At 55.0% G+C, this 23,688-nt stretch carries 21 protein-coding genes; 16 read left to right on the top strand and 5 right to left on the bottom strand.

The genetic code is table 11. The annotated features are described in order from the left end of the window. Positions 1-13 precede the first annotated feature (13 nt). A complete protein-coding gene (gene pta, locus ABIB18_RS11130; RefSeq protein WP_072050970.1) occupies positions 14-2,158 on the bottom strand; it encodes a phosphate acetyltransferase in 2,145 nt (714 codons plus the stop codon). Positions 2,159-2,228: 70 nt separating this feature from the next. Beyond that, complete coding sequence (ackA, locus tag ABIB18_RS11125; RefSeq protein WP_031376242.1) at positions 2,229-3,431, bottom strand: acetate kinase; 1,203 nt, start codon at positions 3,429-3,431, stop codon at positions 2,229-2,231. 335 nt (positions 3,432-3,766) lie between these two features. Here ackA and yfbV point away from each other — a divergent pair, with 335 nt between their 5' ends. From yfbV to ABIB18_RS11110, 3 genes are all read left to right on the top strand, one after another. Next, complete coding sequence (gene yfbV / locus ABIB18_RS11120) at positions 3,767-4,219, top strand: terminus macrodomain insulation protein YfbV (RefSeq protein WP_031376241.1); 453 nt, start codon at positions 3,767-3,769, stop codon at positions 4,217-4,219. Positions 4,220-4,361: 142 nt separating this feature from the next. Next, positions 4,362-4,856: a YfbU family protein gene (locus ABIB18_RS11115; RefSeq protein WP_031376240.1), complete on the top strand. Its 495-nt coding sequence runs from the start codon at positions 4,362-4,364 to the stop codon at positions 4,854-4,856. A 13-nt stretch (positions 4,857-4,869) separates the two neighbouring features. Beyond that, positions 4,870-5,529 (top strand): sugar phosphatase, encoded by a 660-nt coding sequence (locus tag ABIB18_RS11110; protein WP_031376239.1) that lies wholly within the window; start codon positions 4,870-4,872, stop codon positions 5,527-5,529. A gap of 22 nt (positions 5,530-5,551) precedes the next feature. On the opposite strand, the gene yfbR is transcribed toward ABIB18_RS11110, so the two are convergent. From yfbR to ABIB18_RS11095, 3 genes are all read right to left on the bottom strand, one after another. Beyond that, on the bottom strand, positions 5,552-6,151 hold the full coding sequence (gene yfbR, locus ABIB18_RS11105; RefSeq protein ID WP_031376238.1) for a 5'-deoxynucleotidase: 600 nt from the start codon (positions 6,149-6,151) through the stop codon (positions 5,552-5,554). Between the two features lie 69 nt (positions 6,152-6,220). Continuing rightward, positions 6,221-7,438: a pyridoxal phosphate-dependent aminotransferase gene (locus ABIB18_RS11100; RefSeq protein WP_046288189.1), complete on the bottom strand. Its 1,218-nt coding sequence runs from the start codon at positions 7,436-7,438 to the stop codon at positions 6,221-6,223. A 389-nt stretch (positions 7,439-7,827) separates the two neighbouring features. Continuing rightward, positions 7,828-8,031 (bottom strand): hypothetical protein, encoded by a 204-nt coding sequence (locus ABIB18_RS11095; protein WP_354474150.1) that lies wholly within the window; start codon positions 8,029-8,031, stop codon positions 7,828-7,830. A gap of 374 nt (positions 8,032-8,405) precedes the next feature. Between ABIB18_RS11095 and lrhA the strand changes: the two genes are divergently transcribed. The 13 genes from lrhA (at position 8,406) to nuoM (ending at position 23,683) form a co-directional block, all read left to right on the top strand. Beyond that, a complete protein-coding gene (gene lrhA / locus ABIB18_RS11090) occupies positions 8,406-9,329 on the top strand; it encodes a transcriptional regulator LrhA (RefSeq protein WP_021509211.1) in 924 nt (307 codons plus the stop codon). Between the two features lie 655 nt (positions 9,330-9,984). Beyond that, positions 9,985-10,428 (top strand): NADH-quinone oxidoreductase subunit A, encoded by a 444-nt coding sequence (locus ABIB18_RS11085; protein ID WP_031376237.1) that lies wholly within the window; start codon positions 9,985-9,987, stop codon positions 10,426-10,428. A gap of 15 nt (positions 10,429-10,443) precedes the next feature. Next, positions 10,444-11,121 carry a NuoB/complex I 20 kDa subunit family protein gene (locus ABIB18_RS11080; protein WP_009089012.1) on the top strand — a complete coding sequence of 226 codons (678 nt, stop codon included), beginning with the start codon at positions 10,444-10,446 and terminating at the stop codon, positions 11,119-11,121. A 116-nt stretch (positions 11,122-11,237) separates the two neighbouring features. Then, positions 11,238-13,037: an NADH-quinone oxidoreductase subunit C/D gene (gene nuoC / locus ABIB18_RS11075; protein ID WP_031376236.1), complete on the top strand. Its 1,800-nt coding sequence runs from the start codon at positions 11,238-11,240 to the stop codon at positions 13,035-13,037. A 2-nt stretch (positions 13,038-13,039) separates the two neighbouring features. Next, a complete protein-coding gene (gene nuoE / locus ABIB18_RS11070) occupies positions 13,040-13,555 on the top strand; it encodes an NADH-quinone oxidoreductase subunit NuoE (protein ID WP_046288191.1) in 516 nt (171 codons plus the stop codon). Between the two features lie 2 nt (positions 13,556-13,557). After that, positions 13,558-14,898, top strand: coding sequence for an NADH-quinone oxidoreductase subunit NuoF (gene nuoF, locus ABIB18_RS11065; RefSeq protein WP_031376234.1), 1,341 nt, complete (start codon positions 13,558-13,560; stop codon positions 14,896-14,898). 114 nt (positions 14,899-15,012) lie between these two features. Further along, the gene (nuoG, locus tag ABIB18_RS11060) at positions 15,013-17,736 is read left to right on the top strand and encodes an NADH-quinone oxidoreductase subunit NuoG (protein WP_354474149.1); all 2,724 of its coding nucleotides are present in this window, start codon (positions 15,013-15,015) and stop codon (positions 17,734-17,736) included. Next, positions 17,733-18,710 (top strand): NADH-quinone oxidoreductase subunit NuoH, encoded by a 978-nt coding sequence (gene nuoH / locus ABIB18_RS11055; RefSeq protein WP_046288193.1) that lies wholly within the window; start codon positions 17,733-17,735, stop codon positions 18,708-18,710. Before nuoG ends, nuoH begins: the two co-directional genes overlap by 4 nt. An 11-nt stretch (positions 18,711-18,721) precedes the next feature. Next, entirely contained in the window at positions 18,722-19,264 is a 543-nt protein-coding gene (nuoI, locus tag ABIB18_RS11050; protein WP_031376232.1) for an NADH-quinone oxidoreductase subunit NuoI, read from the top strand. 10 nt (positions 19,265-19,274) lie between these two features. After that, positions 19,275-19,826, top strand: a complete 552-nt coding sequence (gene nuoJ, locus ABIB18_RS11045) for an NADH-quinone oxidoreductase subunit J (RefSeq protein WP_031376231.1) — start codon at positions 19,275-19,277, stop codon at positions 19,824-19,826. Continuing rightward, complete coding sequence (gene nuoK, locus ABIB18_RS11040; RefSeq protein ID WP_003854236.1) at positions 19,823-20,125, top strand: NADH-quinone oxidoreductase subunit NuoK; 303 nt, start codon at positions 19,823-19,825, stop codon at positions 20,123-20,125. Before nuoJ ends, nuoK begins: the two co-directional genes overlap by 4 nt. Then, positions 20,122-21,957, top strand: a complete 1,836-nt coding sequence (gene nuoL, locus ABIB18_RS11035) for an NADH-quinone oxidoreductase subunit L (RefSeq protein ID WP_031376230.1) — start codon at positions 20,122-20,124, stop codon at positions 21,955-21,957. The genes nuoK and nuoL overlap by 4 nt, the downstream gene beginning before the upstream one ends. 205 nt (positions 21,958-22,162) lie before the next feature. Next, positions 22,163-23,683 (top strand): NADH-quinone oxidoreductase subunit M, encoded by a 1,521-nt coding sequence (nuoM, locus tag ABIB18_RS11030; protein WP_031376229.1) that lies wholly within the window; start codon positions 22,163-22,165, stop codon positions 23,681-23,683. Positions 23,684-23,688: the final 5 nt, after the last annotated feature.

Genomic DNA, 23,688 nt, shown 5'->3' with positions numbered 1-23,688 from the left:
GACACAGTGAGGCTTAGCCTTCAGCCTGCTGTGACTGAATGGCGGTTAAGGCGATGGTGTAGACAATGTCATCCACCAGTGCGCCGCGAGACAGGTCGTTGACCGGTTTACGCATGCCCTGCAGCATCGGACCAATTGAGATCAGGTCGGCAGAACGTTGTACCGCTTTATAAGTGGTGTTACCGGTGTTGAGATCCGGGAAGATAAACACCGTGGCGCGACCGGCCACCTGTGAGTTTGGCGCTTTGGATTTCGCCACGTCTTCCATGATCGCTGCGTCATACTGCAGCGGACCATCAATCACCAGATCCGGACGTTTCTCCTGCGCAATACGGGTCGCTTCACGGACTTTTTCGACGTCGCTGCCAGCACCTGAGGTGCCGGTGGAGTAGGAGATCATCGCCACGCGAGGGTCGATACCAAAGGCCTTAGCCGAATCTGCAGACTGAATGGCGATTTCGGCCAGCTGCTCGGCGCTCGGGTCCGGGTTAATCGCACAGTCACCGTAAACCAGCACCTGCTCAGGCAGCAGCATAAAGAACACTGACGACACCAGCGAACTGTTCGGTGCGGTTTTGATCAGCTGCAACGGTGGACGAATGGTGTTAGCGGTGGTGTGTACGGCACCCGATACCAGACCGTCGACTTCGCCACGCTCCAGCATCATGGTGCCCAGCACCACGTTGTCTTCCAGTTGCTCCTGCGCCACCACTTCGGTCATGCCCTTGCTCTTACGCAGCTCAACCAGACGCGGCACGTAGTTTTCACGCACCTGAGCCGGATCGACAATCTCGACGCCTTTGCCCAGTTCGACGCCCTGAGCGGCGGCGACGCGCTGAATTTCATCCGGGTTACCTAACAGCACGCAGGTCGCGATGCCGCGTTCGGCACAGATGGCCGCGGCTTTCACAGTACGCGGCTCATCACCCTCTGGCAGCACCACACGTTTGCCGGCTTTGCGCGCCAGCTCGGTCAGCTGATAACGGAAGGCCGGTGGAGAGAGGCGACGACTGCGTTCCGAAGTAGCGGTCAGTGACTCAATCCAGTCAGCGTTGATGTAGCTGGCGACGTACTCCTGCACTTTTTCGATGCGCTGGGTGTCATCAGCCGGGACTTCAAGGTTAAAGCTCTGCAGGCTGAGCGAGGTCTGCCAGGTATTGGTTTTTACCATAAACACCGGCAGGCCGGTCTGGAACGCACGCTCACACAGTCTGGCAATACGCTCGTCAATCTCATAGTTACCGGTCAGCAGGATGGCACCAATCTCAATGCCGTTCATGGCGGCCAGACAGGCGGCAACCAGCACATCCGGACGGTCAGCCGAAGTCACCAGCAGCGATCCTGGACGGAAATGCTCCAGCATATGCGGAATGCTACGGGCGCAGAAGGTGACAGATTTCACCCGGCGGGTCTGAATCTCACCTTCGTTGATGATGCGTGCATTAAGGTGACGGCACATATCGATGGCGCGGGTAGCGATCAGATCAAAGCTCCACGGCACGCAGCCCAATACCGGCAGCGGGCTATCGGAGAACAGCTGTTTCGGATCGATGTTCGCGATGCTGGCTTTTGACGAGTCATCAAAAATTTCTGACAGGTCAGGGCGGGTACGCCCCTGTTCATCCACCGGCGCGTTAAGTTTGTTGATGATCACGCCAGTGATGTTTTTATTTTTCTGTCCGCCGAAGCTGCTTTGCGTCAGCTCAATGCGTTCTTTCAGCTGTGCCGGAGAGTCATTACCCAGCGCCATTACGAAGACGATTTCCGCGTTCAGCGTTTTGGCGATTTCGTAGTTCAGCGCGTTGGCGAACTGATGCTTACGGGTCGGCACCAGACCTTCAACCAGCACCACTTCGGCATCCTGGGTGTTGGCATGATAACGGGAGATGATCTCTTCCATCAGCACGTCCTGCTGGTTAGAGCCCAGCAGAGATTCAACGCGTGCCATCTGCAGCGGTTCAGCAGCAGGAATCGACGAGTTTTTACGGATAATGGTGGTGGTCTGATCCGGTGTATCACCGCCAGAGCGCGGCTGAGCAATCGGCTTGAAGACGCTAAGCCGCACGCCTTTACGTTCCATGGCGCGAATAACGCCGAGGCTGACGCTGGTCAGGCCGACGCTGGTGCCGGTCGGAATGAGCATAATTGTACGTGACACGATTGAACCTCTCAGGAATTGCAGGGTGTCAAAAACAACTCCGTCAGCCTGAGCTGACGGAGAGAAGCGATTACGCGGTCAGACGCGCGGCGTCCTGGGCGATGACCAACTCTTCGTTGGTTGGGATAACCAGCGCCGGGCGGGTGCCCTCTTTATTGATGTAGCCGGACTGACCGAAGCGGGCTGCCAGGTTACGATCGTGATCCACATCGAATCCGAGCAGCGCCAGTTTTTTCAGCGTCAGTTCGCGCACCATCGCGGCGTTTTCACCGATACCGCCGGTGAAGATAACGGCGTCAAGGCGACCTTCCATCAGCGCGGTGTAGCTGCCGATGTATTTGGCCAGGCGATGGCAGAACACATTCATCGCGCGCTTCGCATCTTCTTTAGTGGTGTAGTTTTCTTCAACATAACGGCAGTCGCTGGTCACTTCAGTCAGCCCTAACAGTCCAGACTCTTTGGTCAGCAACTTGTTGATTGCATCAACGCTCATGCCGAGGGTGTCGTGCAGGAAGAAGATGATCGCCGGATCGATATCACCACTGCGGGTGCCCATCACCAGGCCTTCCAGCGGCGTCAGGCCCATTGAGGTATCAACGCATTCGCCGTTGCGGATCGCGGAAACCGAACCGCCGTTGCCGAGGTGACAGGTAATGATGTTGAGCGATGCCAGCGGCTTGTTGAGCATTTTGGCCGCTTCATGCGTCACGTAATAGTGACTGGTGCCGTGCGCGCCATAGCGACGAACGCCGTGCTCTTTATACAATTTGTACGGCAGCGCATAAAGGTAGGACTCTTCCGGCATTGTCTGATGGAAAGCGGTGTCAAATACCGCGACATTCTTATCTGACAGATGCGGGAAGTTTTTCATCGCCTCATCGATACCGATCAGGTGCGCTGGATTATGCAGCGGGGCAAAGGAAGAGGCGTCTTTAATGCCCTGGATCACTTCTTCAGTAATCACCACTGATTGGGTCAGTTTCTCGCCGCCGTGAACGATGCGATGGCCGATTGCAGCAATTTGTGCCGAAAGCGCTGGTTTTTGTGCCAGAATGGTTTTAACAATGAAATTCAGTGCTTCGCTATGCGCTGCGCCGGCACCGAGAGGGGCTTCCTGTTTTTGACCGTCCAGCTTCCATTTGATACGCGCTTCAGGAAGATGAAAGCATTCCGCCAGGCCAGACAAAAATTCGTCACCGCTGGCAGGATTGAGGATGGCAAACTTAAGGGAAGAGCTGCCACAGTTCAGGACCAGAACTAACTTACTCGACATGGAAGTACCTATTTTTAGAGAGTGGCTAAAAAAAACGCAATCAGACTATCAGCGTAGCCCATGAAAGCTGGTAGATTAATGATAAACATCATGCGGTAGTCAGAATTCTGCTTTTCCGCAAAAAATTTTGGTAATTTTACGCAAAAATTTGAAATTTATTTGTCGAAACCTGACCTCTCCTCTTCCCAAAGGCGCTGGTCGCTGCCAGAAAGGTGTCGAAACGGCGTCAGAATAGCTGGAGTCACCTTTAAAGACAAAAAAAATTGAAGGATGTCACGTAAAGTTGTGTAGTTATAACTATTTTTTAATCTTTGCAGTATTAGTTGAGGTGAGCCATGGCGAATGAATCGGGCAGTACCAGTTGGTTCCGGATGTTTCAGCGCGGACAGCACTATATGAAGACCTGGCCGGCTGACAAGCGCCTGGCACCGGTGTTCCCTGAAAACCGTGTCTCATCAGCGACGCGCTTTGCCATTCGCTTTATGCCACCTTTAGCGATTTTCACGCTAACCTGGCAGATTGCCATGGGCGGTCAGCTTGGCCCGGCAGTTGCGACTGCGCTGTTTGCCTGCAGCTTGCCGATGCAGGGCTTGTGGTGGCTGGGAAAACGTTCTATTACGCCGCTTCCGCCCACCTTGCTTAACTGGTTCCACGAAGTCCGCGCAAAGCTGGAAGAAGCGGGTCAGGCGATCGCCCCGGTTGAGGGCAAACCAACCTATCAGGCGCTGGCTGACGTGCTGAAACGCGCCTTCAAACAGCTGGACCGCACCTTCCTCGACGACCTCTGAGTTATACCGGGTTTTTGACTAAAATACCGGTTAACCTGCAGCCAGATCAAAGAAAGGCGATACGGAGATTTCCGTATCGCTAACGCTGTGTGATCATTTCCGCATTGTCTGTTACCTGAGCGGCTCTGGCCGGGAGTGAATGATGGAAATGACCCATGCACAGCGTTTGATCCTTACCAACCAGTACAAAATCATGGCGATGCTTGAGCCAGAAAATGCCGAGCGCTTCCGCCGCTATCAAACCATTATCGAACGCGGCTACGCGCTGCAGATGCGCGAGCTGGACAAAGAGTTCGGCGAACTCAGCGAAGAGACCTGCCGGACCATCATCGACATTATGGAGATGCACCATGCGCTGCACGTCTCCTGGTCGAACCTCAAAGATAGCGGCACGCTCGAGGAGCGGCGTCTGGCGTTCCTCGGTTTTGATGCCGCAACCGAAGCGCGCTATCTGGGCTACGTGCGCTTTATGGTGAACAGCGAAGGGCGCTATACCCATTTTGATTCCGGCACGCACGGCTTTAATGCCCAGACGCCGATGTGGGAAAAGTATCAACGCATGCTGGCTTTATGGCAGACTTGTCCGCGACAGTACCATTTAAGCGCCAATGAAATTGCGCAAGTGATTAATGCCTGATGAGGAGTGACGCGTGACCTACAGTGGTTTTCTATTTGATTTAGACGGCACCTTAGTGGATTCATTGCCTGCAGTTGAACGTGCCTGGAGCCAGTGGGGCGCCCGCCACGGCATTGCAGCGGAAGAGATCCTGGCGTTTATTCATGGCAAACAGGCGATCACCTCACTGCGTCACTTTATGGCTGGTCAGCCGGAAGCGGCTATTCAGGCAGAGTTTATTGCGCTGGAACAAGCAGAGGCAGCCGATACGGATGGCGTTCAGGCCCTGCCTGGCGCCCACGCGTTGCTGAACACGCTGAACGAACTGCAGATCCCGTGGGCGATTGTCACTTCAGGTTCGGTACCGGTGGCGCATGCGCGGCATAAAGCCGCTGGCTTACCGCAGCCGGCGGTGTTTATCACCGCGGAGCAGGTGGCAAAGGGCAAACCGGAACCGGACCCTTATCTGCTGGGCGCTGAAAAGCTTGGCTTAGCGGCAACGTCATGCGTTGTGGTTGAGGATGCGCCCGCCGGGATTTTATCCGGTCTGAATGCCGGCTGTGCGGTGATTGCAGTCAATGCACCGGCTGAAACGCCGCGACTGAATGACGTCACGCTGCAGCTGTCGTCGCTTGAGTCGTTAATCGTCAACCGACAGAGCAGCGGCCAGTTCAGTATTGGGCGCAAGGCGTAATAGCCTCACTGCGCCGCCAGATTCAGAGCGGCGTATCCTGTGAAATCTCATCCAGTGACAGGCTGAAGCTGGGAATGAATACCTCAACGAAGTAATCCATTTCCGGTGAGCGACGTTGCGCCAGCGTCGTTTCCAGCCGCGCCTTCGCCAGCAAAAATTCATTATTGCCGGCGGAGAGCTCTTCCAGACACTTCACATAAGCACAGAGCGCATCGGCCTGCTTCACTACCGCCTGTTCTTCTTCACTGTGCAGATGCTCATCAATCAACGGGCGATAGATCGCCTGAAACTCCTCAGGCAGCATCTCGATCAGCTTCTGCTGGGCAATTTTTTCAATCTTTTTATATTCATGGGCAATCTGCGCGTTGTAATACTTCACCGGCGTCGGCAGATCGCCGGTCAGCACTTCGCTGGCATCATGATAGAGCGCCAGCATAGCGATGCGATCGGCGTTAAGCGTACCGTTGAATTTCAGATTTTTAATCACCGCCAGGGCGTGCGCCACCATCGCCACCTGCAGACTGTGCTCAGAGACGTTTTCGGTACGCACATTGCGCATCAGCGGCCAGCGATTGATCAGCTTAAGGCGGGAGAGGTGGGCAAAAAAGTGGCTTTGAGTCATGAGCGTTCCTGTGAGCCGACAGGGGAGAGACCGGCTCTCCCCAAATAGCGTCAGTATACGCGGCTGAGATTATTGACGGTAGCCTTGCAGGAAACGGCCAAATTTATTGATCGCCATTTCCAGGTCATCGACGCGCGGCAGGGTAACGATGCGCAGGTGATCCGGCCACGGCCAGTTAAAGGCGCTGCCCTGCACCAGCAGAACTTTTTCCTGCAGCAGGAAATCCAGCACCATCTTCTGATCGTCAAAGATGTTGAATTTTTTCGCATCGATGCGCGGGAACATATACAGCGCACCCTGGGGTTTGACGCAGCTGACGCCGGGAATATCGTTAATCAGTTCCCAGGCGCGCTGGCGCTGCTCATACAGACGACCACCAGGCACGATAAATTCACTGATACTCTGGTAACCCCCCAGCGCAGTCTGAATCGCATGCTGAGCCGGTACGTTGGCGCACAGACGCATTGAGGCGAGCATCTCCAGCCCCTCAATGTAGCCTTTAGCATGTTTTTTCGGGCCGTTCAGCACCATCCAGCCCTGACGGAAGCCCGCAACGCGATAGGTTTTCGACAGGCCGTTGAAGGTGACGGTCAGCAGATCGGGTGCCAGAGCGGCGATACAGTGATGCTGGGCTTCGTCGTAAAGAATTTTGTCGTAAATCTCATCGGCGAAAATGATCAGGTTATGCTGACGGGCAATGTCGACAATCTCTAACAGCAGCTCTTTGCTGTAAACCGCACCGGTGGGGTTATTCGGGTTGATGATGACGATGCCGCGAGTGCGCGGGGTGATCTTACTGCGGATATCGTCCAGGTCGGGAAACCAGTCAGCCGATTCGTCACACAGATAGTGCACCGCTTTACCGCTCGACAGCGACACGGCCGCGGTCCATAACGGATAGTCGGGTGCCGGCACCAGCATTTCATCGCCACTGTTCAGCAGGGCCTGCATCGCCTGCACGATTAACTCAGAGACGCCATTACCAATATAGATATCTTCTACGGTGACATCGCGCATGTCACGCGCCTGGTAATGCTGCATGATCGCTTTGCGGGCGGAATAGAGTCCTTTGGAGTCGCAATAACCCTGCGCGCTCGGCAGGTTACGGATCACATCCACCAGAATTTCATCAGGGGCTTCGAAGCCAAACGGCGCCGGATTGCCGATGTTCAGTTTAAGAACCTTGTTGCCTTCTTCTTCGAGGCGTTTAGCCTCTTTCAATACCGGGCCACGGATGTCGTAGCAAACGTTATCCAGCTTACCGGATTTATCAATCTGAAAAGTCATTGTTACCGCCTTAATGGGCAGAATCCTTTTGGCTGCCGCAGAAATCAAACCAGCACAATGTACTCTCCTCACGGACACAAAAGAAGGGTGCCGCTCGGTTTTGGCGCGTTCAGCAACTTTTCCGGTCGCGTGTAGTGCAAAAGATATTTGTTAACGTAATAATTAGTTAAACTATCCACATTAGAATGATTAAACGATATTTTGAGCTAATAATGGGAGGCGGAATCCGCTGTCCTTTCGCACATTATGAAACATTTTTGGAACTTATGGCGGCGGAACCTTTCCTCGCTTTTGAAATACACACTGTGTGAAATAGTTAAACGATATTTTATTGATGGTTAAATAATGACCGTTCAGGGCAGGGCGATTTCACTTACGGCTTAAGACTGTTAAAGATTGGTGCGGCTATCACCCTGTGATTCCCGGAGAAGTGCCACATGATCAGGGCCGGATGGCAGCAGATAAGCGCAATTCAGCGTATCGTCTGTTGCTTCTCTGCTGAAATTTTTTTTACCGGCGGGATGAAAAGAAAGCGATACGCTGCCAGGATGTGCTGGAAATGCCTTTAGCACAAAATTTACGGCGGTTTTCACAAAATCATTTCCATTTTGAAGTCAAAAATGATTAAGTATAATTTATTATTTAGTGTGTATGGCCGCTCCGCTTAATGCGTCGCCCCATCACGCATTCTGTCCCGCCTGGCCTTTTTGGGTGGGAATAAGACAACTACGCAGCTTCCTGCATACGCGCACCCCGCGCCTTCGGTTCAGAAGTTGTATCTGTCTTCCGACCCTGTGGATCTTTAGCTTTATAGGGGTCATCAGCGGTCTGTAAACGTTCGTGAAATTTTTTGTGTCAGTCTCAACACAGGACTGTCATTGAGCACCATTACTGTTTATCACTTTGATAAGCTTAGTAATAACACCAGGGTAGTAGTTCGTAAAAATCTAATAAGTGAAGAAAAAACATGACTAATGCAAATCGTCCGATACTGAATCTCGACCTCGATCTGCTGAGAACCTTCGTTGCCGTTGCTGACCTGAATACTTTTGCTGCGGCGGCTGCAGCGGTCTGCAGAACCCAGTCAGCAGTCAGCCAGCAGATGCAACGTCTGGAGCAATTGGTAGGTAAAGAGCTGTTTGCCAGACATGGACGTAATAAGCTGTTAACAGAGCACGGGATCCAGCTGTTAGGTTACGCCAGAAAAATCCTTCGTTTTAACGACGAAGCCTGCACCTCTCTGATGTACAGCAATATTCAGGGTGTGCTGACTATTGGCGCTTCCGATGACACCTCTGACACCATTCTGCCGTTCCTGCTAAACCGCGTAACCTCGGTTTATCCGAAACTGGCGATTGATGTACGGGTAAAACGTAACCCTTTCATGATGGAAATGCTCAATCAGGGCGAAGTGGACCTTGTGGTCACCACCTCCAGCCCGGGCAATTTCACCTATCAGGTGCTGCGCACCTCGCCAACCTTGTGGTATTGCGCGGCGGATTACATCTTCCAGCGTGGTGAAGCCATTCCATTGGTATTGCTGGATGAGCCAAGCCCTTATCGCGATATGGCGATCGATCACCTCAACGAAGCGGGCATCCCATGGCGTATTTCGTATGTCGCGTCGACGCTGGCTGCGGTACGTGCTGCGGTTAAAGCAGGATTGGGTGTGACGGCACGCCCGGTAGAGATGATGAGTCCGGAACTGCGGGTGATGGGCGCAGCGGAAGGGCTGCCGGTTCTGCCGGATACGCAGTATCTGCTGTGTCGTAATCCTGACAGCGATAATGAACTGGCGCTGGCGATCTTTAATGCCATGCAGTCCACCAACGATCCGTACAACCTGAGCGCTAATCCTGACGGTACTCTGTTACTGGATGACGAAGAATAATTTTGCTGCCTCCATGCTGCGCAAATAATGCGCAGAATGCGCGCATCAAAACCCCGATAAAAAAGCCTTTCATTCTGTAAGCAGAGCGAGAGGCTTTTTTTTGCCTGCCGCTACCTTCCTGACCCTCTGAATTTCCCCCTGGATCGTCTTTTTCAATAGTCACCGGTTGCAATTAATTTCATCTTTGCGCTATCTGAAATTTACCCACCAAAAAAACGGACGTTATGTTTCGGCTAGTGCTAAAAAACGGAGAAATTTAACGCAAAAAGGGCAGAAGTGTGTTCTGGATCAAGAAAATACCCCTGCTAAGGGGAAGGAAAACACAGTGATACCTGTCAAAATATGTTTGTTAAATGCACGATCCATGCATGTAAATACCCGCTACACTAAAATTAACCCCACAGACTGAAGCGATTTAGCTGGAAAGCGGGGCATCATTTGTTAATAATATGATGCAGGTGTGAAATAATGTTTGGATACTTTTGTCAAAGTTGACAAAAGGTTATAGAAAGGAGTAAAAAACCCCATAAAATTGCTGTTTATTTAAGAATAACAGCGACGTTTAAAAGGTTTTTATCCTTCCCTTGAATCGATGTGGTCAGTTTGCTGCGGGAAACGCGTGCAGGATGCCAGCGCCACTTTTGATGAGTAAGCAATGAGTATGTCAACTACCACCGAAATCATCGCTCAGCATTGGGCGTTTATCGTATTTATCGTCATCGCATTTGGCCTGTGTGCTTTCATGTTGACCGGAGGATGGCTGCTTGGCGGCAGAGCACGCGCGCGTCATAAAGACACGCCGTTCGAATCGGGCATCGAGTCAGTGGGCGATACCCACATCCGCCTGTCGGCAAAATTTTATCTGGTTGCGATGTTTTTCGTCATCTTCGACGTCGAAGCCCTCTTTTTATACGCATGGGCGACCTCAATCCGCGAAAGCGGCTGGGTCGGCTTTGTGGAAGCCGCAATTTTCATTTTGGTGCTCCTGGCGGGCTTAGTCTATCTGGTACGCATCGGCGCACTCGATTGGGCTCCTGCACGTCGTCGCGTCGTGGTTAAAACCACCACGATCAGTCACACCAATCCTCACAAGCAGTAAAAGAGAGGCAATAAGATGGACTATACGCTCACCCGCATAGACCCGAACGGTGGTGAGAACGACCGTTATCCTCTGCAAAAGCAGGAAATCGTCAGCGATCCGCTGGAGCAGCACGTTCATCGCAGCGTTTACATGGGCAAACTCGAAAATGCCCTGCACGACATGGTGAACTGGGGACGTAAAAACTCCCTGTGGCCTTACAACTTCGGCCTCTCCTGTTGTTATGTAGAGATGACGACCTCGTTTACCGCAGTGCATGACGTGGCACGTTTCGGTGCCGAAGTTATGCGTGCCTCGCCTCGTCAGGCCGACTTTATGGTGATCGCCGGTACGCCGTTTACCAAAATGGCCCCGGTGATTCAGCGTCTGTATGACCAGATGCTGGAGCCGAAATGGGTGATCTCAATGGGTGCCTGCGCTAACTCCGGCGGCATGTATGACATCTATTCCGTGGTGCAGGGCGTGGATAAATTCCTGCCGGTTGATGTGTACATTCCTGGCTGCCCGCCGCGTCCGGAAGCCTATATGCAGGCGCTGCTGCTGTTGCAGGAGTCGATCGGCAAAGAGCGCCGTCCGCTCTCCTGGGTGGTCGGCGATCAGGGGGTTTACCGCGCCAACATGCAATCCGAGCGTGAGAGAAAACGCGGTGAGCGCATTGCGGTCACTAACCTGCGTAGCCCGGACGAAGTGTAAGTTAACCGTATGGATGGCAAACCGCGCCTGCAGCAGAACATCACAATTTAATGCATGGCCCCATCCTGACGCCTTCATTTGAGTGCCTGAGACCAGGCCGGAATGGTGAGTAACGTATGACAGATTTGACCACGCAAGATCTCGCTCAGCCTTCATGGCAAACCCGTGATCACCTGGATGACCCGGTGATCGGCGAGTTGCGTAACCGTTTTGGGCCGGATGCCTTTACCGTTCAGGCGACCCGCACCGGTATTCCGGTAGTCTGGGTGAAGCGTGAACAGCTACTGGAAATCACCGAGTTCCTGCGTAAATTACCCAAGCCTTACGTCATGCTGTATGACCTGCATGGCATGGATGAGCGTTTACGTACCCACCGCGCAGGCTTACCTGCTGCGGATTTTTCCGTTTTCTATCATCTGCTGTCGATTGAACGTAATCGCGACATCATGCTCAAGGTAGCGTTATCTGAAAATGATATGCACCTGCCGACCCTCACCCGCCTTTTCCCGAATGCCAACTGGTATGAGCGTGAGACCTGGGAGATGTTTGGCGTGACCTTTGATGGTCACCCGCACCTGACCCGCATTATGATGCCGCCGACCTGGGAAGGTCACCCGCTGCGCAAGGACTACCCGGCGCGCGCCACCGAATTCGATCCGTTTACGCTGACCAAACAGAAAGAAGATCTGGAGATGGAGGCGCTGACTTTCAAGCCTGAAGACTGGGGCATGAAGCGCAGCACTGCCAATGAGGACTTCATGTTCCTCAACCTTGGTCCTAACCACCCGTCGGCGCACGGGGCCTTCCGTATCATTCTGCAGCTGGATGGCGAAGAGATCGTCGACTGCGTACCTGACATCGGTTATCACCATCGCGGTGCCGAAAAGATGGGTGAGCGTCAGTCGTGGCACAGCTACATTCCTTACACCGACCGCGTCGAATATCTTGGCGGTTGCGTCAATGAGATGCCTTATGTGCTGGCAGTAGAGAAACTGGCCGGTATCGTGGTACCGGATCGCGTTAACGTGATCCGCGTGATGCTGTCAGAACTGTTCCGTATCAATAGCCATCTGCTCTACATTTCGACCTTTATTCAGGACGTTGGCGCCATGACGCCGGTGTTCTTTGCCTTTACCGATCGCCAGAAAATTTATGACGTGGTTGAAGCCATTACCGGCTTCCGTATGCACCCGGCGTGGTTCCGCATTGGCGGCGTGGCGCACGACCTGCCGAAAGGCTGGGAACGTCTGCTGCGTGACTTCCTTGACTGGATGCCGAAGCGCCTGAAGGAATATGACAAAGCCGCCCTGCGTAACAGCGTGCTGGTAGGTCGTTCCAAAGGCGTTGCCGCGTACAACATGGAAGAAGCGCTGGCGTGGGGCACCACCGGTGCTGGTCTGCGCGCCACCGGTCTCGACTTTGACGTGCGTAAATGGCGTCCGTACTCCGGCTACGAAAACTTCGATTTCGAAATCCCAATCGGTTCCGGCATCAGTGATGCTTACAGCCGCGTCCAGCTGAAGATGGAAGAGATGTGGCAGTCGCTGCGTATTCTTGAGCAGTGCCTGAACAACATGCCGGAAGGGCCGTTCAAAGCCGATCACCCGCTGACCACACCGCCGCCAAAAGAGCGGACGTTGCAGCATATTGAAACGCTGATCACCCACTTCCTGCAGGTCTCGTGGGGCCCGGTAATGCCGGCCAACGAATCCTTCCAGATGATTGAAGCGACCAAAGGGATCAACAGTTACTACCTCACCAGCGACGGCAGCACCATGAGCTACCGCACCCGCGTGCGTACGCCCAGCTTCCCGCATCTGCAGCAGATTCCTTCAGTCATCCGCGGCAGCCTGGTATCCGACCTGATCGTATACCTCGGTAGTATCGATTTTGTTATGTCAGACGTGGACCGCTAATTATGCACGATCAACACATTGCCATTAAAACGATCGACCCCAACGAGGTCTTCGTGCTGAGCGCGGAAGAACATCACGCCATTGAGCACGAAAAACACCACTATGAAGATGCGCGTGCAGCCTCAATCGAAGCGCTGAAGATTGTGCAGAAAGCGCGCGGCTGGGTGCCGGATGGCGCGATTCACGCTATCGCTGAGGTGCTGGGCATTCCGGCCAGTGATGTGGAAGGCGTGGCGACATTCTATAGCCAGATCTTCCGTCAGCCGGTTGGCCGCCATGTGATCCGTTACTGCGACAGCGTGGTGTGTCACATCACCGGCTATCAGGGCATTCAGGCTGCGCTGGAACAGAATCTGAATATCAAACCAGGCCAGACCACGGCGGACGGACGCTTTACCCTGCTGCCGACCTGCTGTCTGGGCAACTGCGATAAAGGGCCAACGATGATGGTGGATGAAGACACCCACGTGCATCTGACGCCTGAAGGCATCGCCACTTTGCTGGAGCAGTATCAATGACATTGAAAACTATCATTCGTACTGCTGAAACCCATCCTCTTACCTGGCGGATGCGCGACGACAAGCAGCCGGTGTGGATTGATGAATACCGCAGTAAAAACGGTTATGCCGGCGCTGAGAAAGCGTTAAACAGCATGTCACCTGACGAAATCGTGGCGGCAGTAAAAGACTCTGGCCTGAAAGGGCGCGGCGGTGCGGGCTTCTCCACCGGCCTGAAGTGGAGCCTGATGCCGAAAGATGAGTCGATGAACATCCGTTACCTGCTGTGTAACGCCGATGAAATGGAGCCGGGCACCTATAAAGACCGCCTGCTGATGGAGCAGATGCCTCACCAGCTGGTGGAAGGGATGCTGATCAGTGCCTTTGCGCTGAAGGCTTACCGTGGCTACATCTTCCTGCGTGGCGAATACATTGAAGCTGCGGTGCATCTGCGCCGGGCGATTGCTGAAGCCACCGAAGCGGGCTATCTCGGTAAAAACATTCTCGGCACCGGTTTTGACTTCGAACTGATTGTGCACACCGGCGCGGGTCGTTATATCTGCGGCGAAGAGACAGCACTGATTAACTCGCTGGAAGGCCGTCGTGCTAACCCGCGTTCCAAACCGCCGTTCCCGGCGAGTGCGGGCGCATGGGGTAAACCGACCTGCGTTAACAATGTGGAAACGTTGTCAAACGTGCCGGCCATCCTGGCAAACGGCGTCGACTGGTACAAAGGCATCTCGAAAAGTGACGACGCCGGCACCAAGATGATGGGCTTTTCCGGTCGGGTGAAAAATCCTGGCGTCTGGGAACTGCCGTTCGGCATTACTGCACGTGAAATTCTGGAAGATTACGCCGGCGGGATGCGTGACGGACTGCGCTTCAAAGCCTGGCAGCCAGGCGGGGCAGGGACCGACTTTCTGACGGATGAGCACCTGGATCTGCCGATGGAGTTTGCCAGCATTGGTAAAGCCGGCAGCCGTCTGGGAACCGCGCTGGCGATGGCGGTCGATCATGAAATCAACATGGTTTCGCTGGTGCGTAATCTTGAAGAGTTCTTCGCCCGTGAATCGTGCGGCTGGTGTACGCCATGCCGTGACGGTCTGCCGTGGAGCGTAAAAATTCTGCGCGCGCTGGAGCAGAAGCAGGGTCAGCCAGGCGACATCGAAACCTTACAGCAACTCTGCCGTCAGCTCGGCCCGGGTAAAACCTTCTGCGCACACGCGCCGGGTGCGGTTGAGCCGCTGCAGAGTGCGATTAAATATTTCCGTGAAGAGTTTGAAGCCGGCATTGCGCCGCAGGTGTTCGGTAATACCCGCGCGATTGGCGGGATTCAGCCAAACCTGCTGAAAGCGCGCTGGTAATTCGCCGCAGCACACGGAATCAGGCCTGGTGCCGCCGCCCCGATAATCGCAGTGTGTCGGGGTAAGAATTTGATTAACGCTCGTTTCTGACGAGCCTTACGGAAGCATGTCACTATGGCTACAATCCATGTAGACGGTAAAGAGTATGATGTGAACGGAGCGGACAACCTGCTACAGGCGTGTCTCTCTCTGGGCCTTGATATTCCTTATTTTTGCTGGCATCCGGCGCTGGGAAGCGTTGGGGCCTGCCGCCAGTGCGCGGTAAAGCAATTCCAGAATGCCGAAGATACCCGCGGCCGTCTTGTCATGTCCTGCATGACGCCGGCTTCTGACGGCACATTTATCTCCATCGACGATGGCGAAGCGAAAGAGTTCCGCGAAAGCGTGGTGGAGTGGCTGATGACCAACCACCCGCACGACTGCCCGGTCTGTGAAGAAGGGGGTAACTGTCACCTGCAGGATATGACAGTGATGACCGGCCACAGCTTCCGCCGTTATCGCTTCACCAAACGTACCCACCGCAATCAGGATCTTGGCCCGTTCATTTCTCACGAGATGAACCGCTGTATCGCCTGCTATCGCTGTGTGCGTTACTACAAAGATTATGCCGACGGCAAAGATCTCGGGGTCTATGGCGCGCACGACAACGTCTATTTCGGTCGCCCGGAAGATGGCACGCTGGAGAGCGAATTCTCCGGTAACCTGGTTGAGATCTGCCCGACCGGCGTGTTCACCGATAAAACCCACTCTGAACGCTATAACCGTAAATGGGATATGCAGTTTGCTCCGAGCATCTGCCAGCAGTGCAGCGTTGGCTGTAACACCAGTCCGGGTGAGCGTTACGGGGAGCTGCGCCGCATTGAGAACCGCTACAACGGCACGGTAAACCACTACTTCCTGTGTGACCGTGGCCGTTTTGGTTACGGCTACGTTAACCGCAAAGATCGTCCTCGCCAGCCGATGCTGCTGCGCGGCAACGACTGGGTGACGCTGAACGCAGAACAGGCAGTTAATGCCGGCGCAGATCTGCTGCGTCAGGCGAAAAAAGTGATTGGTATCGGTTCGCCGCGCGCCAGTGTTGAAAGCAACTTTGCGCTGCGTGAGCTGGTTGGCGCCGAAAACTTCTCCACCGGGATGCCGGCTGGCGAACAGGCCCGGCTGGAACTGATGCTGAAAGTACTGCGAGAAGGCGGGATCTACACGCCATCGCTGCGCGAAATTGAAAGCTACGATGCGGTGCTGGTGCTGGGTGAAGATCTGACCCAGGTTGGCGCACGCGTGGCGCTGTCAGTGCGTCAGGCCGTTAAAGGCAAAGCGCGCGACATGGCTGCCGCCCAGAAAGTGGCAGACTGGCAGATTGCAGCGATTCTCAATATCGGTCAGAACGCCAAACATCCGCTGTTTATCACTAACGTCGATGAAACCCGTCTGGATGATATCGCTGCCTGGAGCTACCGTGCACCGGTTGAAGATCAGGCGCGCCTCGGTTTCGCCATCGCCAACGCGCTGGATGAAACTGCTCCGGCGGTGACCGATTTCGACAGCAAACTGAACGGCAAGATGGATGTTATCGTGCAGGCGCTGGCCGGCGCGAAAAAACCGTTAATCATTTCCGGTACCCATTCCGGCAGCAGCGCGATGATCGAAGCGGCTGCCAACGTGGCCAAAGCGCTGAAAGCGCGCGGTGCCGATGTCGGGATTACGCTGCTGGCGGGACATGCCAACAGTGTGGGTCTTGGCCTGATGGGCGGCAATACGCTGGAAAGCGCGCTGGGGCAACTGAGCAACGGTGAAGCCGATGCGCTGGTGGTGCTGGAAAACGATCTCTATCGTCATGCACCGAAAGCGCTGGTTGATGCGGCACTGGCACAGACCACCAACGTGATTGTGGTGGATCATCAGCGTACCGCCACGCTGGAGAAAGCCGGGCTGGTGTTATCGACCGCCAGCTTCGCCGAAAGTGACGGAACCTCGATTAACCATGAAGGCCGCGCACAGCGTTTCTTCCAGGTTTACGATCCTTCCTACTACGACAACAGCATTGTGATGCTTGAAAGCTGGCGCTGGCTGCATTCGCTGCACAGCACGCTGGAAAGTCGTCACGTCGACTGGACGCAGCTGGACCACGTGATCGATGCGGTGGTGAGTCATCTGCCACAGCTGGCCGGCATCAAGGATGCGGCACCGGATGCCAGCTTCCGTATTCGCGGGCAGAAACTGTCGCGTTCACCGCACCGTTCTAGTGGCCGTACCGCCGCGCGCGCCAACATCAGCGTGCACGAACCGCGTCAGCCGCAGGATCAGGACACCATGTTCGCCTTCTCAATGGAAGGCAACAACCAGCCAGGCGCGCCACGTTCGCAGATTCCGTTTGCCTGGGCACCGGGCTGGAACTCACCGCAGGCGTGGAACAAATTCCAGGTTGAAGTGGGCGGTAAACTGCGTAATGGCGATCCGGGCGTACGCCTGTTTGAAGCCAGCGCCGCCCAGCTGCCGTGGTTCAGCAACGTCCCTGCGGCGTTTGTCAGCGAAACGCAGTGGCGCGTGGCACCTTACTATCAGCTGTTTGGCAGTGAAGAGATGTCACAGCGTTCGCCGGTATTCCAGCAGCGCATGGCGCAGCCGATGCTGGTGATTAACCCGGATGATGCGGCGAAACTGAGTGTTAACAACGGCGCAGCCGTTGAGTTTACCTGTGCCGGTGAAACCGTACGTCTGCCGGTCCGTTTCTCAGCGTCACTGCAGGCGGGACAGATTGGCCTGCCGCTGGGCATGCCGGGTGTACCGCCGTTCCTGGCGAACGGAAAAATCGACAAACTGCAGGAGACGGCGCAATGAGCTGGTTAACACCGGATGTTATCGACATTCTGCTGGCCATCGGTAAAGCCATCGTCATTCTGCTGGTGGTGGTGGCCTGTGGCGCGTTCATGAGCTTTGCCGAGCGTCGTCTGCTCGGCCTGTTCCAGAACCGTTACGGACCGAACCGGGTAGGCTGGGGCGGATCGCTGCAGCTGGTGGCGGATATGATCAAAATGTTCTTTAAAGAGGACTGGGTCCCGCCGTTTACCGACCGCTTCATTTTCACCCTGGCACCGGTTATCGCTTTCGTGTCGCTGCTGCTGGCGTTTGCGATTGTGCCGGTTTCGCCGACCTGGATGGTGACGGACCTGAATATCGGTCTGCTGTTCTTCCTGATGATGGCGGGCCTGGCGGTCTACGCCGTGCTGTTCGCTGGCTGGTCGAGTAACAACAAATACTCGCTGCTGGGTGCGATGCGTGCTTCGGCGCAGACGCTGAGCTACGAAGTGTTTCTCGGGCTGTCGCTGATGGGTGTGGTGGCGCAGGCGGGCTCGTTCAACATGAACGATATCGTCAACAGCCAGACGCACCTGTGGAACATCATTCCGCAGTTCTTCGGCTTCGTAACCTTCTGTATTGCTGGCGTTGCGGTGTGTCACCGTCATCCATTTGACCAGCCGGAAGCCGAGCAGGAACTGGCCGATGGTTACCACATTGAATATGCCGGTATGAAGTTCGGCCTGTTCTTTGTCGGCGAATATGTGGCGATTACCACCGTGTCGGCGCTGATCGTCACGCTGTTCTTTGGTGGCTGGCATGGCCCATTCCTGCCGCCGTTCATCTGGTTCGCCCTGAAAACGGCGTTCTTTATGATGATGTTCATCCTGATTCGTGCTGCGCTTCCGCGTCCACGCTATGACCAGGTGCTGTCGTTCGGCTGGAAAGTGTGTCTGCCGTTGACGCTGTTGAACCTGCTGGCGACCGCCGCAGTGATTCTCTACACAGCGCAGTAAGGGGTTAACAAATGACTTTAAAAGATATTGTCGTTGGCTTCGGCACGACAGTCCGCAGTATCTGGCTGATTGGCCTGCACGCCTTCGCCAAACGTGAAACGCAGATGTACCCGGAAGAGCCGGTTTATCTGCCACCACGCTATCGCGGCCGCATCGTGTTAACCCGCGATCCGGATGGCGAAGAGCGTTGCGTAGCCTGTAACCTGTGCGCCGTTGCCTGTCCGGTCGGCTGTATTTCGCTGCAGAAAGCGGAAACCAAAGATGGTCGCTGGTACCCGGAGTTCTTCCGCATCAACTTCTCACGCTGCATCTTCTGCGGCATGTGTGAGGAAGCCTGTCCGACCACGGCGATTCAGCTGACGCCTGATTTCGAACTGGGTGAGTTCAAGCGTCAGGATCTGGTGTACGAAAAGGACGATCTGCTGATCTCGGGTCCGGGTAAATATCCGGAATACAACTTCTACCGCATGGCGGGTATGGCGATTGACGGTAAAGATAAAGGCGAAGCGGAAAATGAAGCTAAGCCTATCGACGTCAAAGGCTTATTACCTTAAGGAGCAAGGCATGGAATTTGCGTTTTATCTTTGCGGGCTGGTGGCGGTGCTGACGACGTTGCGCGTCATTACCCACACTAATCCGGTACATGCGTTGCTGTACCTGATCATTTCGCTGCTGTCGATTGCCGGCGTCTTCTTCTCTATGGGCGCCTATTTTGCCGGCGCGCTGGAGATCATTGTTTACGCCGGTGCGATTATGGTGCTGTTCGTCTTCGTGGTGATGATGCTGAACCTGGGCAAACAGACTGAGAAGCAGGAACGCGAGTGGCTGAGTCCGTCACTGTGGATTGGGCCTGGCCTGGTCTCGCTGTTGCTGCTGGTAGTCATGGTCTACGCCATCCTGACCGCTAACGATCAGGGCATTGACGGCACCATTATCGACGCGAAAGCGGTCGGCATCAGCCTGTTTGGTCCTTACGTGCTGGCGGTTGAACTGGCGTCAATGCTGCTGCTGGCGGGTCTGGTAGTGGCGTTCCACGTCGGTCGTGAAGATCGTCAGGGTGAAGTTCTCAGCAACCGCGTTTCTGACGCAGCGCAAGCGAAAAAGGAGAATGCATGATCCCGTTACAACATGGATTGATACTTGCTGCCGTGCTGTTTGTCCTTGGTCTGACCTCGCTGGTGATCCGCCGCAATCTGCTGTTTATGCTGATTGGCCTGGAGATCATGATTAACGCCGCCGCCTTAGCGCTGGTGGTTGCGGGGAGCTACTGGGGGCAGGCCGATGGACAGGTGATGTATATCCTGGCGATCAGTCTGGCCGCCGCCGAAGCGAGTATTGGCCTGGCGCTGCTGCTCCAGCTCTATCGTCGTCGTCAGACGCTGAACATTGACACTGTGAGCGAGATGCGCGGATGAATCTTCTCTATTTAACAGTACTGTTTCCGCTAATCGGCTTCCTGCTGTTAGCGTTTTCCCGTGGTCGCTGGTCAGAAAATCTGTCGGCCGCTATTGGTATGGGATCGGTAGGACTGGCGGCGCTGACCACGGTGATGGTCGGCATCGACTTCTTCGCCAACGGCCAGCAGGCTTATACTCAGGCGCTCTGGACCTGGATGCATGTCGGCAATTTTGATATGAAAGTGAACCTGACGCTGGACGGCCTGTCGCTGACCATGCTGTCAGTGGTCACCGGCGTCGGTTTCTTCATCCACATGTTCGCCTCCTGGTACATGCGCGGTGAAGAGGGCTACTCGCGCTTCTTCGCCTACACCAACCTGTTTATCGCCAGCATGGTGGTTCTGGTACTGGCCGATAACCTGATGCTGATGTATCTCGGCTGGGAAGGGGTAGGGCTCTGCTCTTATCTGCTGATCGGCTTCTACTACAGCAATCCGGACAACGGCAAAGCGGCGATGAAAGCGTTCATCATCACCCGTGTCGGCGACGTGTTTCTGGCGTTCGCGCTGTTCATTCTCTACAACGAGCTGGGCACGCTGAACTTCCGCGAGATGATGGAACTGGCACCGGCGCACTTTGCCGCAGACAACCACATGCTGCAGTGGGCGACGCTGATGCTGTTGGGCGGCGCGGTCGGTAAATCGGCGCAGTTACCGCTGCAGACCTGGCTGGCAGATGCGATGGCCGGTCCGACGCCGGTCTCGGCACTGATCCACGCCGCGACCATGGTGACCGCCGGTGTCTACCTGATTGCCCGTAGTCACGGTCTGTTCCTGCTGACGCCGGAAGTGTTGCATCTGGTCGGCATTATCGGGGCGATTACCCTGGTGCTGGCTGGCTTTGCCGCGCTGGTGCAAACCGATATCAAACGCGTACTCGCTTACTCCACCATGAGCCAGATTGGCTACATGTTCCTGGCGCTGGGCGTCCAGGCATGGGATGCGGCGATTTTCCACCTGATGACGCACGCCTTCTTTAAAGCGTTACTGTTCCTCTCCTCCGGTTCAGTGATCCTGGCCTGTCACCATGAGCAGAACATCTTTAAGATGGGCGGCCTGCGTAAGAGCATTCCGCTGGTTTATACCTGCTTCCTGGTGGGCGGCGCGGCGCTGGCGGCGCTGCCGCTGATTACCGCGGGCTTCTACAGTAAAGATGAGATCCTGTTTGGCGCACTGGCCAACGGTCACATCAACCTGATGGTTGCCGGTCTGGTGGGCGCTTTCCTGACCTCTATCTACACCTTCCGCATGATCTTCATCGTGTTCCATGGTGAAGAGAAAATTCATGCGCATGCCGGTAAAGGCATTACCCATCATCTGCCACTGATTGTGCTGCTGCTGCTTTCCACCTTCATCGGCGCGCTGATTACGCCGCCACTGGCTGGCGTACTGCCTGCCAATGAGTTTGGTGAAGCCGGTAAAGTGGGACTTGAAATCACCTCTGGCGTGGTCGCTGTGGTCGGCATTCTGATCGCTGCCGCGCTGTGGCTGGGCAAACGTGAGCTGGTAACGAAGATCGCTAACAGTGCGCCGGGCCGTTTCTTCGGTACCTGGTGGTTCGCTGCATGGGGCTTCGACTGGCTTTACGACAAAGTGTTCGTCAAACCTTACCTCGGTATTGCGTGGCTGCTGAAACGTGATCCACTGAATGCCCTGATGAACCTGCCCGCGTTGTTCTCACGTATCGCCAATAAAGGTCTGGTGGTCAGTGAAAACGGGTACCTGCGCTGGTACGTTGCGTCGATGAGTGTCGGTGCCGTGGTCGTGCTGGCCCTGATGCTGGTGATTTAAAGATTGATGAGCGGGGTGGGTTAGCTCACCCCAACGAAGAATGTCAAAATAACCTGAGTAATGAGCGTTATCGTCGTCGCCAGTTTCATCACCGCCAGCGCACAGCAACCGGAGCATACCGAGGTATGTGAGGATTGTGAGCACTGCCGGGGGTGAAAATGGCAAGTAAGATAGCTCAGAAAAGGAAATATAAGGGAAGTGTGCCGTGTTATTACCTTGGCTAATTATCATACCCTTCGTCGGTGGTCTGATTTGCTGGCTGACCGAGCGCCTCGGCGCGAAGGTGCCACGCTGGATCGCACTGATCACCATGGGGCTGACGTTGGCGCTTTCGCTGCAACTCTGGTTGCAGGGAGGCTATTCACTGACGCAGGCAGCGGGCATTCCGCAGTGGCAGTCAAGTTTCTCCGTACCGTGGATCCCACGCTTCGGCATCAGCTTCCATGTCGCCATCGACGGTCTGTCGCTGCTGATGGTGGTACTGACCGGCCTGCTCGGCCTGATGGCGGTGCTCTGTTCCTGGAATGAGATTTCAAAGTATCAGGGCTTTTTCCACCTGAATCTGATGTGGATTCTGGGTGGCGTGATCGGGGTGTTCCTTGCCATCGACATGTTCCTGTTCTTCTTCTTCTGGGAAATGATGCTGGTGCCGATGTACTTCCTCATCGCGCTCTGGGGTCATAAAGCCTCTGACGGTAAAACTCGTATTACCGCCGCCACCAAATTCTTCATCTATACCCAGGCGTCAGGTCTGGTGATGCTGATTGCGATTCTGGGACTGGTTTTCGTCCACTACAACGCCACCGGCGTCTGGACCTTTAACTACGAGCAGCTGCTGAAAACGCCAATGTCGAGCGGTGTCGAGTATCTGCTGATGCTGGGCTTCTTTATCGCCTTCGCGGTGAAAATGCCGGTGGTTCCGTTGCACGGCTGGTTGCCTGATGCACACAGTCAGGCACCGACTGCAGGTTCGGTCGACCTGGCCGGTATTCTGCTGAAGACGGCGGCTTACGGTTTACTGCGCTTTAGCCTGCCGCTGTTCCCGAACGCCTCCGCCGAGTTCGCGCCGATTGCCATGTGGTTAGGCATCATCGGTATTTTCTACGGTGCCTGGATGGCGTTCTCGCAGACCGACATCAAACGTCTGATCGCCTACACCTCAATCTCGCACATGGGCTTTGTGCTGATTGCGATCTACACCGGCAGCCAGCTGGCGTTCCAGGGTGCGGTAGTGCAGATGATTGCGCACGGCCTGTCAGCCGCAGCACTGTTCATCCTGTGTGGTCAGCTGTACGAGCGTCTGCATACCCGTGACATGCGTCAGATGGGCGGCTTGTGGTCACGGATTAAATGGATCCCTGGCCTGTCGCTGTTCTTTGCCGTGGCTAACCTCGGGATGCCGGGCACCGGTAACTTCGTCGGCGAATTTATGATTCTGACCGGCAGCTTCCAGGTGGTGCCGGTGATTATCGTCATCGCCACCTTTGGCCTGGTGTTCGCCTCGGTCTACTCGCTGGTGATGATGCAGCGCGCTTACTATGGCGAAGCGAAATCGAAAGATCCGCTGCCGGGCATGTCGCCGCGTGAGTTTCTGACCATCGGGGTTCTGGTGGTGCTGCTGGTGCTGCTGGGCGTCTATCCACAGCCGATTCTGGATACTTCGCACGCTGCCATGAGCAATATTCAGCAGTGGTTTACCGCTTCAATTTCAACTACAAGGCCGTAATTCGC

Source organism: Pantoea sp. UYEF8 (assembly GCF_040546285.1).
GTDB classification, from domain to species: Bacteria; Pseudomonadota; Gammaproteobacteria; order Enterobacterales; family Enterobacteriaceae; genus Pantoea; species Pantoea brenneri.
This window is presented reverse-complemented; position numbering and strand designations above follow the sequence as displayed.

Coding starts and splice junctions, on each gene's coding strand:
- nuoK (WP_003854236.1), top strand. CDS start 19,823: ATGATCCCGTTACAACATGGATTGATACTTGCTGCCGTGCTGTTTGTC.
- nuoH (WP_046288193.1), top strand. CDS start 17,733: ATGAGCTGGTTAACACCGGATGTTATCGACATTCTGCTGGCCATCGGT.
- nuoE (WP_046288191.1), top strand. CDS start 13,040: ATGCACGATCAACACATTGCCATTAAAACGATCGACCCCAACGAGGTC.
- ABIB18_RS11080 (WP_009089012.1), top strand. CDS start 10,444: ATGGACTATACGCTCACCCGCATAGACCCGAACGGTGGTGAGAACGAC.
- ABIB18_RS11100 (WP_046288189.1), bottom strand. CDS start 7,438: ATGACTTTTCAGATTGATAAATCCGGTAAGCTGGATAACGTTTGCTAC.
- nuoG (WP_354474149.1), top strand. CDS start 15,013: ATGGCTACAATCCATGTAGACGGTAAAGAGTATGATGTGAACGGAGCG.
- ABIB18_RS11085 (WP_031376237.1), top strand. CDS start 9,985: ATGAGTATGTCAACTACCACCGAAATCATCGCTCAGCATTGGGCGTTT.
- yfbR (WP_031376238.1), bottom strand. CDS start 6,151: ATGACTCAAAGCCACTTTTTTGCCCACCTCTCCCGCCTTAAGCTGATC.
- ABIB18_RS11115 (WP_031376240.1), top strand. CDS start 4,362: ATGGAAATGACCCATGCACAGCGTTTGATCCTTACCAACCAGTACAAA.
- nuoC (WP_031376236.1), top strand. CDS start 11,238: ATGACAGATTTGACCACGCAAGATCTCGCTCAGCCTTCATGGCAAACC.
- nuoI (WP_031376232.1), top strand. CDS start 18,722: ATGACTTTAAAAGATATTGTCGTTGGCTTCGGCACGACAGTCCGCAGT.
- nuoL (WP_031376230.1), top strand. CDS start 20,122: ATGAATCTTCTCTATTTAACAGTACTGTTTCCGCTAATCGGCTTCCTG.
- yfbV (WP_031376241.1), top strand. CDS start 3,767: ATGGCGAATGAATCGGGCAGTACCAGTTGGTTCCGGATGTTTCAGCGC.
- lrhA (WP_021509211.1), top strand. CDS start 8,406: ATGACTAATGCAAATCGTCCGATACTGAATCTCGACCTCGATCTGCTG.
- nuoJ (WP_031376231.1), top strand. CDS start 19,275: ATGGAATTTGCGTTTTATCTTTGCGGGCTGGTGGCGGTGCTGACGACG.
- ackA (WP_031376242.1), bottom strand. CDS start 3,431: ATGTCGAGTAAGTTAGTTCTGGTCCTGAACTGTGGCAGCTCTTCCCTT.